This window comes from Rhodococcus sp. NPDC059234 (assembly GCF_042754225.1).
Taxonomy (GTDB): domain Bacteria; phylum Actinomycetota; class Actinomycetes; order Mycobacteriales; family Mycobacteriaceae; genus Rhodococcus_G.
This window is the reverse complement of the sequence record NZ_JBHZAH010000024.1, coordinates 24,947-41,038: the sequence shown is the minus strand read 5'-3', so window position 1 is coordinate 41,038 and position 16,092 is coordinate 24,947. Positions and strand designations below refer to the sequence as shown.

At 68.5% G+C, this 16,092-nt stretch carries 19 protein-coding genes; 6 read left to right on the top strand and 13 right to left on the bottom strand.

Annotated features, from left to right (window positions below):
* Nucleotides 1-25: 25 nt before the first annotated feature.
* Entirely contained in the window at nt 26-955 is a 930-nt protein-coding gene (locus tag ACFXGJ_RS08055; RefSeq protein ID WP_378617823.1) for an LLM class F420-dependent oxidoreductase, read from the top strand.
* Nucleotides 956-985: 30 nt separating this feature from the next.
* Here ACFXGJ_RS08055 and ACFXGJ_RS08050 read toward each other — a convergent pair whose 3' ends face one another.
* The 3 genes from ACFXGJ_RS08050 to ACFXGJ_RS08040 all read right to left on the bottom strand — a co-directional run bounded on the left by ACFXGJ_RS08050 (nt 986) and on the right by ACFXGJ_RS08040 (nt 3,510).
* Complete coding sequence (locus ACFXGJ_RS08050) at nt 986-1,570, bottom strand: hypothetical protein (protein ID WP_378617822.1); 585 nt, start codon at nt 1,568-1,570, stop codon at nt 986-988.
* 119 nt (nt 1,571-1,689) lie between these two features.
* Complete coding sequence (msrA, locus tag ACFXGJ_RS08045) at nt 1,690-2,400, bottom strand: peptide-methionine (S)-S-oxide reductase MsrA (RefSeq protein ID WP_378617821.1); 711 nt, start codon at nt 2,398-2,400, stop codon at nt 1,690-1,692.
* A 9-nt stretch (nt 2,401-2,409) separates the two neighbouring features.
* Nucleotides 2,410-3,510: an acyltransferase family protein gene (locus tag ACFXGJ_RS08040; RefSeq protein ID WP_378617840.1), complete on the bottom strand. Its 1,101-nt coding sequence runs from the start codon at nt 3,508-3,510 to the stop codon at nt 2,410-2,412.
* Between the two features lie 258 nt (nt 3,511-3,768).
* On the opposite strand from ACFXGJ_RS08040, the gene ACFXGJ_RS08035 reads away from it, so the two are divergent.
* The 4 genes from ACFXGJ_RS08035 (at nt 3,769) to ACFXGJ_RS08020 (ending at nt 7,046) form a co-directional block, all read left to right on the top strand.
* A complete protein-coding gene (locus ACFXGJ_RS08035; RefSeq protein ID WP_378616155.1) occupies nt 3,769-4,392 on the top strand; it encodes a superoxide dismutase in 624 nt (207 codons plus the stop codon).
* Between the two features lie 175 nt (nt 4,393-4,567).
* Entirely contained in the window at nt 4,568-5,416 is an 849-nt protein-coding gene (locus ACFXGJ_RS08030) for an SMP-30/gluconolactonase/LRE family protein (protein WP_378617839.1), read from the top strand.
* 103 nt (nt 5,417-5,519) lie between these two features.
* Nucleotides 5,520-6,047 carry a peptidase gene (locus ACFXGJ_RS08025; RefSeq protein WP_378617820.1) on the top strand — a complete coding sequence of 176 codons (528 nt, stop codon included), beginning with the start codon at nt 5,520-5,522 and terminating at the stop codon, nt 6,045-6,047.
* A gap of 285 nt (nt 6,048-6,332) precedes the next feature.
* A complete protein-coding gene (locus tag ACFXGJ_RS08020; RefSeq protein WP_378617819.1) occupies nt 6,333-7,046 on the top strand; it encodes a TMEM165/GDT1 family protein in 714 nt (237 codons plus the stop codon).
* A 95-nt stretch (nt 7,047-7,141) separates the two neighbouring features.
* On the opposite strand, the gene ACFXGJ_RS08015 is transcribed toward ACFXGJ_RS08020, so the two are convergent.
* The 4 genes from ACFXGJ_RS08015 to ACFXGJ_RS08000 form a co-directional block, all read right to left on the bottom strand.
* Nucleotides 7,142-7,474 carry a hypothetical protein gene (locus ACFXGJ_RS08015; protein WP_378617818.1) on the bottom strand — a complete coding sequence of 111 codons (333 nt, stop codon included), beginning with the start codon at nt 7,472-7,474 and terminating at the stop codon, nt 7,142-7,144.
* A 182-nt stretch (nt 7,475-7,656) separates the two neighbouring features.
* Nucleotides 7,657-8,340, bottom strand: coding sequence for a hypothetical protein (locus ACFXGJ_RS08010; protein ID WP_378617817.1), 684 nt, complete (start codon nt 8,338-8,340; stop codon nt 7,657-7,659).
* 58 nt (nt 8,341-8,398) lie between these two features.
* Nucleotides 8,399-9,151: a hypothetical protein gene (locus ACFXGJ_RS08005; protein WP_378617816.1), complete on the bottom strand. Its 753-nt coding sequence runs from the start codon at nt 9,149-9,151 to the stop codon at nt 8,399-8,401.
* A 165-nt stretch (nt 9,152-9,316) separates the two neighbouring features.
* Nucleotides 9,317-9,994 carry a hypothetical protein gene (locus tag ACFXGJ_RS08000; protein WP_378617815.1) on the bottom strand — a complete coding sequence of 226 codons (678 nt, stop codon included), beginning with the start codon at nt 9,992-9,994 and terminating at the stop codon, nt 9,317-9,319.
* A gap of 200 nt (nt 9,995-10,194) precedes the next feature.
* Here ACFXGJ_RS08000 and ACFXGJ_RS07995 point away from each other — a divergent pair, with 200 nt between their 5' ends.
* Complete coding sequence (locus ACFXGJ_RS07995) at nt 10,195-10,548, top strand: TraR/DksA family transcriptional regulator (RefSeq protein ID WP_378617814.1); 354 nt, start codon at nt 10,195-10,197, stop codon at nt 10,546-10,548.
* A gap of 122 nt (nt 10,549-10,670) precedes the next feature.
* Here the strand turns inward: ACFXGJ_RS07995 and ACFXGJ_RS07990 are convergent, their stop codons facing one another.
* From ACFXGJ_RS07990 to ACFXGJ_RS07965, 6 genes are all read right to left on the bottom strand, one after another.
* Nucleotides 10,671-10,988 carry a hypothetical protein gene (locus tag ACFXGJ_RS07990; RefSeq protein ID WP_378617813.1) on the bottom strand — a complete coding sequence of 106 codons (318 nt, stop codon included), beginning with the start codon at nt 10,986-10,988 and terminating at the stop codon, nt 10,671-10,673.
* 415 nt (nt 10,989-11,403) lie between these two features.
* Nucleotides 11,404-12,174 (bottom strand): hypothetical protein, encoded by a 771-nt coding sequence (locus tag ACFXGJ_RS07985; RefSeq protein ID WP_378617812.1) that lies wholly within the window; start codon nt 12,172-12,174, stop codon nt 11,404-11,406.
* A gap of 703 nt (nt 12,175-12,877) precedes the next feature.
* Complete coding sequence (locus ACFXGJ_RS07980; protein WP_378617811.1) at nt 12,878-13,192, bottom strand: hypothetical protein; 315 nt, start codon at nt 13,190-13,192, stop codon at nt 12,878-12,880.
* 296 nt (nt 13,193-13,488) lie between these two features.
* Nucleotides 13,489-13,794 carry a hypothetical protein gene (locus tag ACFXGJ_RS07975; RefSeq protein ID WP_378617810.1) on the bottom strand — a complete coding sequence of 102 codons (306 nt, stop codon included), beginning with the start codon at nt 13,792-13,794 and terminating at the stop codon, nt 13,489-13,491.
* Between the two features lie 280 nt (nt 13,795-14,074).
* A complete protein-coding gene (locus ACFXGJ_RS07970; protein WP_378617809.1) occupies nt 14,075-14,356 on the bottom strand; it encodes a hypothetical protein in 282 nt (93 codons plus the stop codon).
* A 1,297-nt stretch (nt 14,357-15,653) separates the two neighbouring features.
* A complete protein-coding gene (locus tag ACFXGJ_RS07965; RefSeq protein ID WP_378617808.1) occupies nt 15,654-15,938 on the bottom strand; it encodes a hypothetical protein in 285 nt (94 codons plus the stop codon).
* Between the last annotated feature and the right edge of the window lie 154 nt (nt 15,939-16,092).

Below are 16,092 nucleotides of genomic sequence, written 5' to 3'. Positions count from 1 at the left end.
CGCCGATAGGGCACCATTGGCGGTCATGGAGCTGAGAATCTTCACCGAACCGCAGCAGGGCGCGACCTACGACCAGCTGCTGCGCGTCGCACAGTCCGCCGAACAGCTCGGGTACGGGGCGTTCTTCCGCTCCGACCACTACCTCGCGATGAACACCGCGGGCCTGCCCGGGCCCACCGACGCCTGGATCACCCTCGCCGGCCTCGCCCGCGAGACGTCGACGATCCGGCTCGGCACCCTGGTGACCTCCGCGACATTCCGCTACCCCGGCCCACTGGCCATTGCGGTCGCCCAGGTCGACGCCATGAGCGGCGGCCGCGTCGAGTTCGGCCTCGGCGCCGGCTGGTACGAGGAGGAGCACCTCGCCTACGGCATCCCCTTCCCTTCGGTCAAGGAACGATTCGACCGGCTCGAGGAGTCCCTCGCGGTGATCACCGGGATGTGGAAGACGCCCGTCGGCGAGAGCTTCTCCTACGACGGCGCCCACCACCGGGTGGTGGACTCCCCGGCGCTGCCCAAGCCGCACCAGCACGCGGGGCCGCCGATCGTGATGGGCGGCATGGGCAAGCGGCGGACCCCGGAGCTGACGGCCCGCTACGCCGACGAGTTCAACCTTCCGTTCGCCTCGCCCGAGGACACCGCGGTGCAGTTCGACCGGGTGCGCGCCGCCTGCCTGGCGATCGATCGTGACCCCGCCGAGCTGATCTACTCGAACGCCCTGGTGCTGTGCTGCGGCCGCACCGAGGCCGAGATCGCCTCCCGCGCAGGGCGGATCGGTCGCGAGGTGGACGAGCTGCGTGCCAACGGCGCCGCCGGCTCCCCCGCCGAACTGGTCGACAAGATCGGCCGCTACAGCGAACTCGGGACGACCCGGATCTACCTTCAGACCCTCGACCTCGACGACCTCGACCACCTGGAACTGGTGGCCTCGGAGGTCATGCCACAACTGAGCTGACCGCGGGGGTGGTCGCGGGGGGCCCTCGACCTACCTCGCGGGCGCGGTGCCCAGGAACTCGGCCAGCTCCCGCGACCACTGCCCGTCGCGCCTGCGATTCAGCAGTGCCCGCGCCGAGGCGACCACGGCCGCGGCCGCCATCATCGCCGACGTCCAGGCGAACAGGCCGACGACCACCGCGGACGTCGCGGCGGCGGAGGCGGTGATCGGCGCCGCGGCCTTGTCGCCGTGCGCGTCCACCCAGATCTGCACCTGGGTGCCCGCGGGCGCGTCCCGGTCCACGCGGACGTCGCCGCGCCGGCTCTCGTGGCCCCACGACCAGGTCGCGGGCGCGGTCTCGACGGGTACCGCCACGTAGTCGGTCGGGGCGGACGCGCTCGCCGCCGCGCCGACGGTGGTCGCGGTGACCATGCTGTACTCACGGGCCTGGGCCCGGGCCAGATCGCGTTGGCTCTCGCCGGACCGGCCGCCGAGCCACACCGCGACCGGGATCAGCACGATCGCGAGGACCAGCAGACCCACGACCAGCAGTGCCTCGACACGGTCCGACCGCCGCAGCAGCGGATCGGCACGCGGTCGCAGCGACCGCCGCAGCAGTGCCGTGTGCCCGTGCATCTCTCGCCACATCCGCATTCGCCCCTCACCCGACGCAGGTCCTCCACCCCCAGGTTCGTCCGCGCGGGGGTCGAGATCAAGCCCCTGCGGCCACCGTCACAGCCCGGACGGCGGCAGCGTCACTGGGGCGGCAGCACGTCCGTCTGCGCGGGCACCTCGTCTTGCGGGAGGAGACCGACCGGACAGCTGACCCCGGTCGCGTGCACCGGGCAGTATCCGCCGGGGTTCTTGGCCAGGTACTGCTGGTGGTAGTCCTCGGCGTAGTAGAAGGTGCCTAGCGGGGCGATCTCGGTGGTGACGGCGCCGTACCCGGCCTCGGTCAGTCGCGCGCCGAAGGCCTCGGCGGTGGACCGGGCGGTGGCGACCTGCGCGTCGTCGGTGGTGTAGATCGCCGAACGGTACTGCGTGCCCTGGTCGTTGCCCTGCCGCATGCCCTGCGTCGGGTCATGGTTCTCCCAGAACTGTTGCAGCACACCGGCGTAGGGGATCACCTTCGGATCGAACACCACCAGCACGACCTCGGTGTGCCCGGTGCGACCCGAGCACACCTCCTCGTAGGTGGGGTTCGGCGTGAAGCCGCCGGCGTAGCCCACCGCGGTGCTGTACACGCCGGGGAGCTGCCAGTACTCCTTCTCCGCACCCCAGAAGCAGCCCATCCCGACCACGGCGGTCTGCATGCCGTCGGGGAAGGGCGGGGTCAGCGGGTGTCCGTTGACGTAGTGGGCCGGGGGCACCGGCATGGCCCCGGCGCGCCCGGGCAGGGCCTGTTCGGCGTCGATCAGGGTGGACTTCGCGGATGCGCGGCCGAGGATCTCGTCGTACCAGGACATGCCCCGATGCTACGCGCGGCCGGTGACCTCGACCGCTGCCTCGCGGTCGGCGGCCGACCTGCCCATCCGCGCGGACCTCGCCGAGATCCACCGTCCGGCCGGGACCTCCACCGCCCGGTAGAGCAGTTCCGCGGCCACCGCGGTGACGGCGAGGAACACTCCGATCGCGGCGGTCTTGCCGACGTAGCCGACGGTCAACTCGTACGTCCGGTACAGGATCAGCGTGTGCAGCAGGTAGATGGCGTAGCTGCGGGTCGCCAGCCAGCGCACGAGCGGCCACCCGGACACCGGGCCGTCGTAGCGGGCCAGCAGCAGAACCGCACCGGCGACCACCACCATCGTCCACATGTAGCGGTCCCCGGCCCAGTAGGCGCGGACGTCGGTCGCCAGGCGCACCACCTCCGCCTGGGCGATGCCGGCCACCACCACCCAGCGCCAATCGGCGAGGCGAGCCCACCCGAGATAGATGATCTGTCCGAGGAACACCGCCGGCAGCGTCGCGGCGACCTTGCTGAGCATCGGAACCGAGAACGGCATCGGGACGAAGCGGTTGTAGAGCAGGATCGCCGCGCACAGCGCCGCGCCTGCGATCGGCACGGCGATCGGCGTGGTGCGCAGCAACGGGCGGGCCGAGACGCAGTACAGGTAGAACACCACCTGCACCACCAGGGTCCAGGTCACCCCCAGCACCGCGACCTCGGGGGTGAGGAAGAAGCCGCCGAGCACGAAACTCAGTGCCGACTGGGCGTTGGTGATGCCCTGCTGCGGGCCGAACATGCCGTTGACCCCGAGCTTGACCAGCACGATCGCCAGCGCGATGGCCACCCACAGCGCGGGCAGCAGCCGGCCGATCCGGTTGAACAGGAAGCGGCCGGGCGTGTGCCGCACGGCCGAGGCGGTGAGCATGAGCCCGGTCAGCATCATGAAGACCGCGACACCGAGGAACGACAGGTGCTGGTTGAGCCCGGCGCCGACGACGAACACCTGGTAGACACCGTCGATCAGCCACCACCCGGTGTGCAGGTCGTCGATGAAGTACAGCGAGATGTGCGAGTAGAGGACCGCGAGGACGGCGAGCGCCCGCAGCAGATTGGCTCCGCCGAACTCCATCCGCGACGCCGGTGCGGCCGTCTTCGCGGAGTCGTGTCGGAGGTCGGGCACGCCGCAATATTAAGGTTTCGTTCACCGGTCGGACGAATTCCCGTCATTCGCGGGGCGCCCTGGAAACGAACCGGCGGCGCTGTTGCGCGTGCGCCCGCCTGCTTACATCTCTTGCGGACGGTGTACCAATGAGATTGGGTTATAGCCCGAGAAGGATCAATCAAGGTACACGCCGGGCGCACTCCCGCCCGTAAAGAAGGGACCCTCGTGTCTGTCTACTCGCTGCCTGAACTGCCCTACGACTACGCAGCCCTCGAGCCGCACATCTCCGGCAAGATCATGGAGCTGCACCACGACAAGCACCACGCCGCCTACGTCGCCGGCGCCAACGCCGCCCTCGACAAGCTCGCCGAGCTGCGCGCCTCCGACGCCCTGGCCCCCGTGGTCAACCTGCACGAGAAGAACCTGGCCTTCCACCTCGGCGGCCACACCAACCACAGCGTGTTCTGGAACAACCTGAGCCCGAACGGTGGCGGCAACCCCGAGGGCGAGCTCGCCGCCGCGATCGACGACCAGTTCGGCAGCTTCGACGCCTTCCGCAGCCACTTCTCGGCGAACGCCAACGCCATCCAGGGCTCCGGCTGGTCCATCCTCGCCTGGGACTCCATCGGCCAGCGGCTGATCATCGTCCAGCTCTACGACCAGCAGGGCAACATCTCCATCGGCCTGACCCCCCTGCTCATGCTCGACATGTGGGAGCACGCCTTCTACCTCGACTACCAGAACGTCAAGGGCGACTACGTCAACGCCTTCTGGAACATCGTGAACTGGCCGGACGTCGCGGCACGCTTCGACAAGGCCCGCACCCAGACCGCCGGTCTGATCGTCTAACGCGGCTCCGCCGCCCGTGCGCGGTTCGCACCCCGACGGGGTGAAAATCACGCACAGTCCGACCCACTCCGCCGCGCCCGGCCTCCGGGCGCGGCGGAGTCGTTTCCGGGCATGATCGCGGGGCGCTCGGCACTGGGTCATTTCCCGGAACGGTCGTATCGTTGGAGGCGTGACCATGACCGTGGACACGCTCGTCGACGGACTCGCCTTCCCGGAGGGCGCGCGCTGGCACGCCGACCACCTGTGGTTCTCCGATGTGTACGCGGGAGCGGTGCTGGCCCTCGAGCCGATCGGCGGGGCGGTGAACACCGTCGTCGAGGTGCCGGGCATGCCCTGCGGGCTCGGCTTCCTGCCCGACGGCCGGCTGCTGATCGCCTCTGTGCAGGACCGCACCGTGCTGCGCCGCGAGCCCGACGGGTCGCTGGCCGTGCACGCCGACCTGTCCGGGATCGCGACCTCCCTGCTCAACGACATGTGCGTGGACCGCCGCGGGCGGGCGTACGTCGGCAATTACGGCGACGACAGCACGCCCCCGGCACCCCCGCAGCCCGCTGACCTGGCGATGGTCGAGCCGGACGGGACCGTGCACGCCGTGGCGACGGACATGCTGTTCGCGAACGGGATGGTGGTGACCGCGGACGGGTCCACCCTCGTGGTGGCCGAGACCCGCGCCACGCCCGGCCGGCTGACCGCCTTCACCATCGAACCGGACGGCAGCCTCGAGCAGCGTCGCGCGTTCGCCGAGTTCGAGGACGGCGTGGCCCCCGACGGCCTGACGATCGACGCCGAGGACGGCATCTGGGTCGCCTCCCCGCTGGGCGGCGAGCTGATCAGGCTGAACGCCGAGGGGACGGTCACCGACCGGCTTGCGGTCGCGAACCCGTACGCCGTCGCGCTCGGCGGGGCGGACGGTCGCGACCTGTTCGTGTGCACCTCGGGTTCGTGGATCGTCGAGGACGCGCTCGACGAGCAGTCCGGCGCGATCGTGCGGCTGCGGGTGGACGTCCCGGCACCAGGGCACTGACCGGCGTCGGCACTCGACCCGGGTTGTCTGCCAGCGCTGTTCGGCGCATCCTGGAGGTATCCGGGGCGGAACGCACCGGATACCTCCACGGGCGGGGGCGGACATGGACAGGAACGGATACATCGGGGTCTCGCCCTTCCACGCCTCGGGCGCGTTGCGGGGATTCGTCATCTCCGGCCGGTGGCCGGACACCACCAGGGAGTGGACCCAGCTGCTCGTGCTCGCCGTCCGGGTGGCCTCACTTCCCGGATTGCTCTCCACCTCAACAGTTTTCGGCGCACACGAGGAACTTCCCGACGATCCCCCGCCGGACACCGTGGGACTGGTGCTCGCGGAAGGTCCGATCATCGGCGAATCTGCCGTCACCCCAGGGTGTTTCGCCGACCATCAGCCGCCCGCCCTGCTGGTGCTGCATCCGCCGTCCGAGACGGTGCCCTCGCTGCCGGAGTGCACCGGGGCCGCGTCCGGCTGCGTCCTGCTGCCCGGACTGCCCTACCTGGGGCTCGACCACCGGGCCGCCTGGGTAGAGGCGGAGGCCGACGGGACGGTGACCTCTATGGTCAGCCGGGTTCGCCTCGACCCAGCCTGCGATCCCGACACCGCGATTTTGGCGATGCTGCTCACCGCCTGAGCGGTGCCGCAAGAACAAAGTTCGGTTCGCCAAACTTGTTGTGCGCTTTGCTATCTCGCAGATTCAGGGGTAACCTTGCGCACAGCGAAGGGGAGTAGCCCCCAATCGCGCAGTCGACATACTGGCCCGAACCGCACACCGCGGTCGGGCCCGGCTGCGCGAACCGGCGATGTCGATCGTGACGATCGACCCCGGTGGGCGAGACCTTCGGCCGTCGACGCACCCGCGTCGGGGGCCGGAGGAAGGTTCCCCGACATCCTCCGAATCGACGAACGGAGGATCCACGTGTTTGCCGCCCTACTGCTGAGCTTCGGCGTCATCTTCGTCGCCGAGCTCGGCGACAAGTCCCAGCTGATGGCCATGACCTTCGCGCTCCGCTACAAGTGGTGGGTCGTGATCGGCGGCATCACCGTGGCCACCACCGTCGTGCACCTGGTGTCGGTCGGCGTCGGCCACTACCTGGGTGTCGCGATCCCCGCGAGCGTCATCAGCATCGTCGGCGGGGTCGCGTTCCTGGTCTTCGCACTGTGGACCCTGCGGGGCGACAGCCTCAGCGAGGACGAGGAGAACAAGGCCGCCCGCGTCGGCACCTCCGCGTTCCTGGCGGTGGCCTCGGCGTTCTTCCTCGCCGAGCTCGGCGACAAGACGATGCTCGCGACCATCACCCTCGCCGCGGACAACGACTGGGTCGGGGTGTGGATCGGCTCGACGATCGGCATGGTCGCGGCCGACGCCCTCGCGATCGTGGTCGGCGCGGTGCTCGGCAGGCACCTGCCCGAACGGTTCATCCAGCTCGCCGCCGCGACCCTGTTCCTGGTGTTCGGCGTGATGCTGCTGCTCGAGGGCCTGTTCCCGGGCAGCGTCGCCGCACCCATCGCGGGCGGGTTGATCCTGGCGGTCGCGATCGTCGCGGGTGTCGTCCACTACGTACGGTCCCGGCGGGCCGCCGCCCTACCCGCCGAGGCGGACTCGGCATCCCTCGGAGATCAGGCGCTGTAAACAGCGGCCGAACGGAACGAGATCTGGAGCGATGTCGGAGGTCCCGGTGGGCACAGCCACCGGAACCTCCGGCACCCCATCCGACCCGCACCCCACTAGCTGGAACCGGCGCCACTCCGCAACCAGTCCAGGAAGACCTCCTTGTAAGTGGGTATCGGGGAAGGGCAGTTCGGCGGCATACAGCCGACGAAGGAGAGGTCCTCGGCGTCGATCGACCCGCTCTGAAATCCCCCGACGAGTAGGGCGCCGAAGACGAGCTGCTCGACGGTGCCAACGGGGTCCTTGGCGGAATCCTGGACGGAGCCCGCGAAGTCACCCCGAGTTTCCTGGTCGGCCGACGCCGTGCCCCCACCGAGGGCCAGACCGCCACCGAGCAGAGCCGTCGCGACGAGGACGGACGCGCCACGGCTCGCCAGAGTTCGAAACATGCAGATTCCTTACGTTCGAGGTGTGACGGGAAGACCGCACACGGCAGGTCACAGCGTTGAACGAGACGAGATCGACGGAAGCCACCCCACTCGGCGAACCCCGTTCCGCGTCGATCAGCCCCTCCGAGACCGGATCCGGTCGAGGAGTCTCGCGAACCCCTCGACCGGCAGGAGCCGCCGGGCTACGAGCCACCACCACCGGGCATGGGGTACTGCTCGTCCGAGTCGTACTTGCACGGAGCGACCACAGTGGTGTCGTTGCCGTCGAGCACCGGCCAGTCCTGGGGTGCGAGACCCGTGACGGTGACCCCGAAGCCACCGTCGAGCACCGAGCCGGCCTTCGCCGTCAGGGGCAGGCTGTACTGGACGATGAACCGGCTGTGGACCGGCCAGCTCCCGGTAAAGGTCACCGCCCCGGTCGTCTTGTCGACGGACGTCACGGGCTCGGGTCCGGGGATCACCCACGGGGTGCCCGCTTCGATCCACCCGGCGTTCACGGACAGGAACTTCGACCCCGCCGGGAGGTACGCGGTGACCCGTTCGACCGTTTCGGAGTCGGCGACCGATTCGATGCTGATCGTCGACTGGACGACTTCACCGGGGAACGCCCTCATCTTGGCGTACCGCTTCGCCGTCACCCCCGAGAACTCCCGGACTGCGATGCCGTACGCACTGTCACAGGTCGGCAGCTCCGCACCCACCGAGCCCGCCGCCAGTCCCGGGACGAGTCCCGCGAAGGCGGGCAGGTAGTCGGCCGATCCCGCGTCGGCCGCGGCTGTGCCTGCGCCCATCGTCAGCCCGCCGATGGCGACGGCGGCGAGCAGGGCGGCACTCCGCCGGATCCGGTTGTTCGAGCGTGTTCGCATTCGTGTCTTCTCCGTTCATCGAGGTTGCACACCCGTCGCGTGGTCGTCACGGGCGTGGTCAGGAACCGGAACTTCCGCTGGTCCCGAGGCCCCAGGACGCGGGGAGGACGCGGGTGTTCCCGGTCGCCACCCATCCCTGCGACGCCGGCACGCCGGTTCCGGTGAAGGTGAATCCGCTGGCGCCGTCGAGGGCCTCGTCGGGCGCCGTGTACTCGAGGGCGAGGGACACGGAACCGGTCGCGAACCTGCCCCCGTTCCAGCCCGGCCGGATCGGCCAGCCGCCCTCCGGCGCCGTGACGGTGACGTCGCCGGTGACGGGATCCACCACGGCGGTCGAGTCGAAGGTCACAGCGGGCCAGGGTGTGATCGGCTGGGGTGTCCGGCCGGTGACCTTGACCCCGACGAAGGTGAAGCCCTTCGGCGCGTGGTGGGTGACGCTGGTGACGTCCACGTTCGCCTCCGGGTCGGCAACCCGGAATGCGGCCTCGTTCGCACCGACCGTCGCGTAGAAGGTGGTCCTGGCGCCCGCACCGGCCTCCTTGACACCGCTGTACACGCCGAAGTAGTTGCCGAGCGTCCCCGAAGTCGCGAAGGTGTTGCGGTAGCAGGGGCGTTGATCGGGGAACTGCCCGCTGTAGTCCTCGCAGGGCGGCAGCAGGTTCTGCAGCAACTCGTCCGGCAACCACGACGCTCCGGCCGCGCTTCCCGTCGACGAGGCGCCCGCGCCTCCCGCACCCGCCAGTGCACCACCGGTGACGATGGCGAGTGCCGCGAGCACCGCCCCACCCCGGCGCACAAGTCTTCCGTCCATTGAGAGTCTTCCTTTCGGATTGCCGAGCCCACAGCCCTGATCGGTCCGCGGCGGAAAGCAGCACGGGCGCGAGGTGGGGCACCGGGAAACAGTTCGTGGCGGCGGGTCAGTCCCGCCCGTTGACGGACCCCCCTCGGCGACTGGCAGGCAGGGCGAGGATCGTGCTCAGCTACCCGAGCTGCCGAACCCCCCGAGACCCTGCGGGCCCGCGTCGACCCGCGTGGTCCCCGTCGTGACCCAGCCGTCCGAGGCCGGGACATCGGTACCGGTGAAGGTGAGGTTGCTGACGCCGTCGCTCACCGACTTGGTGGCGCTGTACCGGAGTTTCACGATCACGCTGCCCGTTCGGGTGGTACCGGGCTCGGTGGCGTCCGCGATTCCCGGGATTGCCCAGCCGCCCTCCGGCGCGGTGAGCGTGAGGTAACCCGTGACCGGGTCGACGGTGACAGACGCGTCCAACGGGGTCATCGGGTACTTGCCGGGAGTCCAGTCGTAGGCGGTCACCTCCGCCCCCGTGAACTCGAATCCCTCCGGTGCCCGGTGCGTGACCGTGGCGACCTTCACGTCCGGCATCGGGCCCGGGCCGAAGTGCCGAGCCACGAACTCGGCCGTGAACGCGACCTGCTGGCCCACGACGACCGAGCCGGGCCCGCGATAGTCCACCAGGATGTCGCCGCGGTACTGGTAGTCGCGGAAGCTGTCCTGGGTGCAGGTCGCACACGCTGCGCCGGAACTTCCCATCCCCGCCGCGCCGGCACTTCCCACACCCGTCACCGCACCGGCCGCGACGATGGCCAGCGCAGCGAGCACCGCGCCGCCCTTGCGCACCCGTTGTCCGACCATTGGCAACACCCCCCTCTATGGAGCCGACCCCATGCCCGCCCCAAACGCTCGCCAAGAATAGGGCGGGAAGCGGCGCGGCATCGCAGAATCGAGTACAGAGTTTGCGCAGTTCAAAGCGTTAAACGCCCGCGGGTGCGGTCCGCCGGCATCACAGCCTCGATTCGGGTATCGGAACCGCGCGGTTTCATGTTGAACCGTGCATGACGCTTCCTGAATCGGGCACCGCCTCGCCGCGTCAGCGGATCGCCGCCGAGCGGGCCGAGGCCACGCACCGCATTGACTTCCTCACCGCCAAGCTCGCCGACATCATCGAGGGGTCTCACCTGACCACCGACGACGACGAACACGACCCCGAGGGCGCGACCGTCGCGTTCGAACGAGCCCAGGCGGCGTCACTGCTCGCCGAGGCCCGACGAGACCTCGACGAACTCGATGCCGCAGAACGCCGCCTCGACGCGGGCGCCTATGGCGTCTGCGAGAAGTGCGGGCGCCCTATCGGCCCGGAACGCTTGGAGGCCCTCCCCGCCGCGCGACGGTGCATCGACTGCGCGTGACAGCGTCGCTGCGGCCCCCGCCGACGGGGACCGTGCCGACATCTCCCGATCGGACAGAACACCGCTACGTGCGAGCGCGGTGGTGGTCACGGCCGTCCCGGGCGGCGACAACCACCGGTTGGTCAGGAGCCGGTGCTGCCGCTGGCGCTGCCGAACGGGTCCTGGATCGGCGTCACCGTCGTCGTCCCCGTCGCCAGCCAGTCCCGCGTTTCCGGGACACCGGTCGCCTCGAACGTGATGCCGCTGATGCCGATGTCGAGAACCCCGTGGACCTGGTAGGTGAGGTCCGCATTCAGCTGGTCCGCAACACCGAGCGGTTGCCCGGACGAGGGCCGGAGTGTGACCACCCCGCTGCCGGGATCGACCTCGGGCGTGAGCTCGACCGGGACGAATTCGTTGCGGTTCGTAGCCGGTACGTACCTGTACGTATAGCCGTTCACGTTCTTCAGCTCGAAGCCCGCGGGGGATGGTGGGCAAACTTCGTGGGGCACCGATTCGGGTCACCGAGTTCTGGATGGTGGGCGTAGCACTTCGCGTCCTCGTTGGTGGCGACCGTCTTCGGGCCACCCTGTGCGACGGTGAAGTCCGCACTCGTTGCGTTCACCCACCAGTGACTGACATTCAGGCAAGGGGATTTCGCGATCGACTCGAGTTGGGACAGGCCGCCGCTGCAACTGCATTACGCACTCGCGGTGCCCGCACCGATCGTGAGCCCGCCGGCGGCGACCGCGGCGGCGGCGAGGATCGATGCGCCGCGGCGCATCCCGTTGTTGGACAAGCTGTTTCTGCACCTCGACTTGTGATCGGAACGGTGGCCGCCACCGGACACCCGGCAGCGACCACCCCCGGGGTTGATCAGGAACCGGAACTACCGAAGACATCCGCGGGCTGGTTGAAGACCTTGGTCGACGCCCCGTCCATCGGCGACCATCCCTGAGTGCCGGTCAGCCCGGTCGCCTCGAACATGACGCCGGAGGGAAGGAAGTCACCGTCCTTGACATTCAAGGGAACTCGGTAGAAGACAGTGACCTTGATGCTCGGGAAGGTGGTGTCATTGCTGTGAGGTATCGGCCACCCCCCGCCCCCGGGGGTGATCGTGACGGCACCGGTGGACGAATCCTGAACGACGTGGCCCACCTCGATCGGTGTCCTCTGGTTCACACGGTCAATCCACTCGTCCAGAACGACTTCGACGCGCGTCATCACGAAACCGGTCGGCGCATGATCGACGACCTTCGTCAGACTCCTGTCCGGATCTCCACCCAGGACGAAGCTGCTGGTATAGGGCACCACGTCACCCGGCGACACCTCCATCTTGACCACCCGCCCCACGTCGACATTCTCGACCGATCCGCGCGCAGACTGAACTGCCCCTGGGCAGTACCGGCCAATCGACTCGACATCGAGCGGTTCGGTGATCGAGTTGATTCGCGACAGGTCACCCTTCGCCTGGCACGACGCACTCGCGGTGCCCGCCCCAACCGTGAGCCCACAGGCGACGACCGCCGCGGCGGCGAGGATCGATGCACCGCGACGTATCATTTTGTTGGACAAGATGTTTCTCCATTTCGACGCGTGATGACTGGGCGCCACAGCCAATGGAACGCCCCCCGACCGCGCCAGCATAGGAGGAATCGGCCAAGCCGGGCCCCGAAATGGGCATCGAATTTCCGCAGGTCAAAGCGTTAAACGGGAACCCGGGCCAACGTGCGTGGACGACACCGAACACGACAGCGGCGGCCCGAAGACCAGCACACGAAACCGCCCGCCCAAGAGTCCTGAGCGGGCGGCATCGCGGTCGACTGGGTGCTCCAGCGGAATGACGAGGTTCTCGTCAGGACCCGAGGCCCCGAAGCAGGGCTTTCACCATCTGGTTAGCGATTTGGACATTGCAGGGTACGTTGCTTTGTACCGCGTTACAACCGAAAGTCTGGACGGAACCGCTCGCGCCGCCGGGTGCTTCCTCGGCCGACGCCGTGCCCCCACCGAGGGCCAGACCGCCACCGAGCAGAGCCGTCGCGATCAGGACGGATGCGCCACGGCGCAGCAGATTTCGAGACATGAAGATTCCTTCGTTAGAAGTGGAGTGACGAGGCGGTCACACCTTTCGGACGCCCCCGACCGGGCCAGCATAGGAGGAATCGGCCAAGCCATGCGCCGAAATGGGAATGGACTTTCCGCAGGTCAAAGGGTTAAACACGACCGGGCAACCCTTACCGTCTACCACGACGAGCATGACCGCGAAGACTCGACGATCAACACACGACACCACCCGCCCAGAACTACTGGTCGGGCGGCGCCACCGTCGACTGGGTACGGCTACGGGCTGTCAGGGGATGGTGTGAGGATCGCGCCCCTGCAACAGGGCGATCAAGATCTCGGAGGGGCTCGGGAAGTCACAGTCCGCGCCCTGTTTGGCATTGCACCCGAAAGTGATGGGGTCGACCGAGCCGACCGCCTGCCCGGCGGCGAGCACTCCCACGGCCGCCCAATCGAGCGGGCTGCCGAACATCTCGACGGAGCCACTCGCGCTACCGGAGGCCTCGGCGGCCGACGCCGTGCCCCCACCGAGAGCCAGACTGCTACCGAGCAAAGCCCCCGCGACAAGGACGGAGGCGCCACCGCGCACCAGATTTCGCAACATGCAGATTCCCTCGTTCGAAGTGATATGACAGGGCAACACAATTCGAAACGCCCCCCGCCCGCGCCGGCATAGGGACGGCAGGCCACGCGCGCGGCCCAAGTCTGGAGATCATCACTGCAGATCCAAGAGTTGAACGGGAACCTGGGGAGTGGCATCAGTCGACGAGCCAGCCGATCCGCAGACGCCACAGGGACTCCACTACCTGCTTGTGACACCGCCCGTCCAGAGATCCCTGGACGGGCGGTGGGTCGAACGCGTGATCGGCGATCAGTTCATGAAGGACGACCGACCCGACGTCAGGAAGACGAACCCGCGCCCGAGCCGTGCTTCTGCAGCCACTGCATGAAGATCTCCTTGCTTGTGGGCCGTTGGGCCGGACAGGACTCGGGGACACAGCCGAGCCAGATGTCTTTCTTGTCGATCGACCCGGCGCCGATGCCCCCGAAGATCAGGGCGTTGAATGCAACGTCCTCGACGGAGCCGACCGCACCGCTCGGGGCTTCCGCGGCCGACGCGCTGCCCCCGCCGAGGGCCAGACCACCGCCCAGCAGAGCCCCCGCGACAAGGACGGAGGCGCCACCGCGCACCAGATTTCGCAACATGCAGATTCCCTCGTTCGAAGTGATGTGACAGGGCGCCACAGTGCGAACGCCCCCCGCCCGCGTCAGCATAGGACGAATCGGTCAGGCCGACGGCCGAACGGAAATTCGACTTTCCACGGCTCAAAAGCGTTGAACACCAACGGGTGACAGCTCCCCATGCCGATGGGCATGACCGCGAAGGCTCGACGGACGGCACACGAAACCCCGACGGCGTCACTGCATTCGGTGTGGGGGGCGGTCAGGAACCCTGGGCGGGCGGAAGCGCGGGCAATTGGGATGACTATCCGAATGGGCAGTCCCCGACGCCCTGCTTAGGGGAACAACCATTGGCGACGCTGTCGGAGTCTGACGAGGTGGCAGCCAACTCCAGCGGGCCGAAGATCATCGCGAAGATGCCGCTGGAGACGCTGTTCACGATATCGGCAGAGCCACTTACGAGCACGTTCCCGACGTCGGGTGCCTCCGCGGCCGACGCCGTGCCCCCACCGAGCGCCAGACCGCCACCGAGCAGAGCCCCGGCGACAAGGACGGAAGCGCCACTGCGCAACAGATTTCGCAACATGCAGGTTCCTTCGTTCGAAGCGGGGTGACGGGACGGCCACACCCGTCAGGGGCGCCTGGCCGCACCGGAATAGCAGGACCCATGCTGGGCCGGCGGCGCCGGCTCGGTTGTTTCGACTGGCCGGCCTCCGGGCCGAACGGATCGACGCGCTACGGGCGAGTTGCGCTGTGTCGCGGCGCCTCACTCGGCGACCGCCGCCAGCTGGACCGTGCTAGATGGGAGCGGGAACTATGGAGGTCCCGGGCGGGTTCCCCATCAACCAGTCGAACAATGACAGGGTTCCGACGGGTGTTCCGGGCGCAGGGCAGCTCTTCGCACATCCCGTCCACATGTATGCGCGATCGGCGGAGCCGCCCTCAACCAACACACCCAGCGTCAGCATCGAAATGACGTCGGCGGGGCCCAGCTCCTCAGAGCCGACCGAGCCGCTCACGCTCCCGGGGGCGGCTGCCTCGGCCGACGCCGTGCCCCCACCGAGGGCCAGACCACCGCCCAGCAGAGCCGTCGCGATCAGGACGGACGCGCCACGGCGCACCAGATTTCGAGACATGGAGATTCCTTCGCTAGAAGTGGAGTGACGGGGCGGCCACACCATTCGGACGCCCCCGACCGCGCCAGCATACGAAGAATCGGCCAAGCCGGGCCCCGAAATGGGCATCAACTTTCCGCAGGTCAAAAGGGTTAAACACGACCGGGCGACACCTCACCGTCGCCCACGACGAGCACGACCGCGAAGGCCCCCCGATCAACACACGACGCCGCCCGCCCAGGCCTACCGGTCGGGCGGCGCCGCCGTCGACTGGGTACGGCTACGCGCTGTCAGGGGATGGTGTGAGGATCGCGCCCGCGCAACAGGGCGATCAAGATCTCGGAGGGGCTCGGGAAGTCACAGTCCTCGTCCTGTTTGGGATTACCCCCGAGAGTGATGGGGTCGACCGAACCCACCGCCTGCCCGGCGGCGAGCACTCCCACGGCCACCCAATCGAGCGGGCTGGCGAACATCTCGACGGAGCCACTCGCGCTACCGGAAGCCTCTGCGGCCGAAGCCGATTGGCAATTTCCCCTCCCGTGAGCCCGAGCCCATGCCCGCGCCCAGGTGCTCGCCGAGGGTACGGCGAGGCGCGGTGTTCCGCCGCGGTATCGGTAGAGATAACTTCGCGGGTCAAAGCGCTATACGCCGTCAGCTGCGGATCGCCGAACTCGACTCGCCGCCCCGAACCGGAGCTGCGTCCTCGGCGCACGAAACCGCCCGCCCAGGAACCCTGGGCGGGCGGAAGCGCGGGCGATTGGGGTGCTACTAGAAATGGATCGGGCACACCGCGTCCTGCTTGGCGTTGCAACCAAACCAGCTGACGCTGTCGGAATCCGACGAGCCGGCGAGAACCTTCGTCAGACCAAAGAACATCACAACGGGGGCGCTGCTAGCCGCGTTCAGGATATCGACGGACCCGCTGACGAGACCGTCCACGCCGCCGGGTGCCTCCGCGGCCGACGCCGTGCCCCCACCGAGCGCCAGACCGCCACCGAGCAGAGCCGTGGCGACGAGGACGGATGCGGCGCGACGCACCAGATTTCGAGACATGCAGATTCCTTCGTTCGAAGTAATGTGACAGGGCGCCACAGTTCGAACGCCCCCCGGGCGCGCCAGCATACGGCGAATCGGACAGGCCGGTAACCGAATTGAGCCTCGACCTTCCACGGGCCAAGGCGTTGAACACGATCGGGCGACAGCTCAC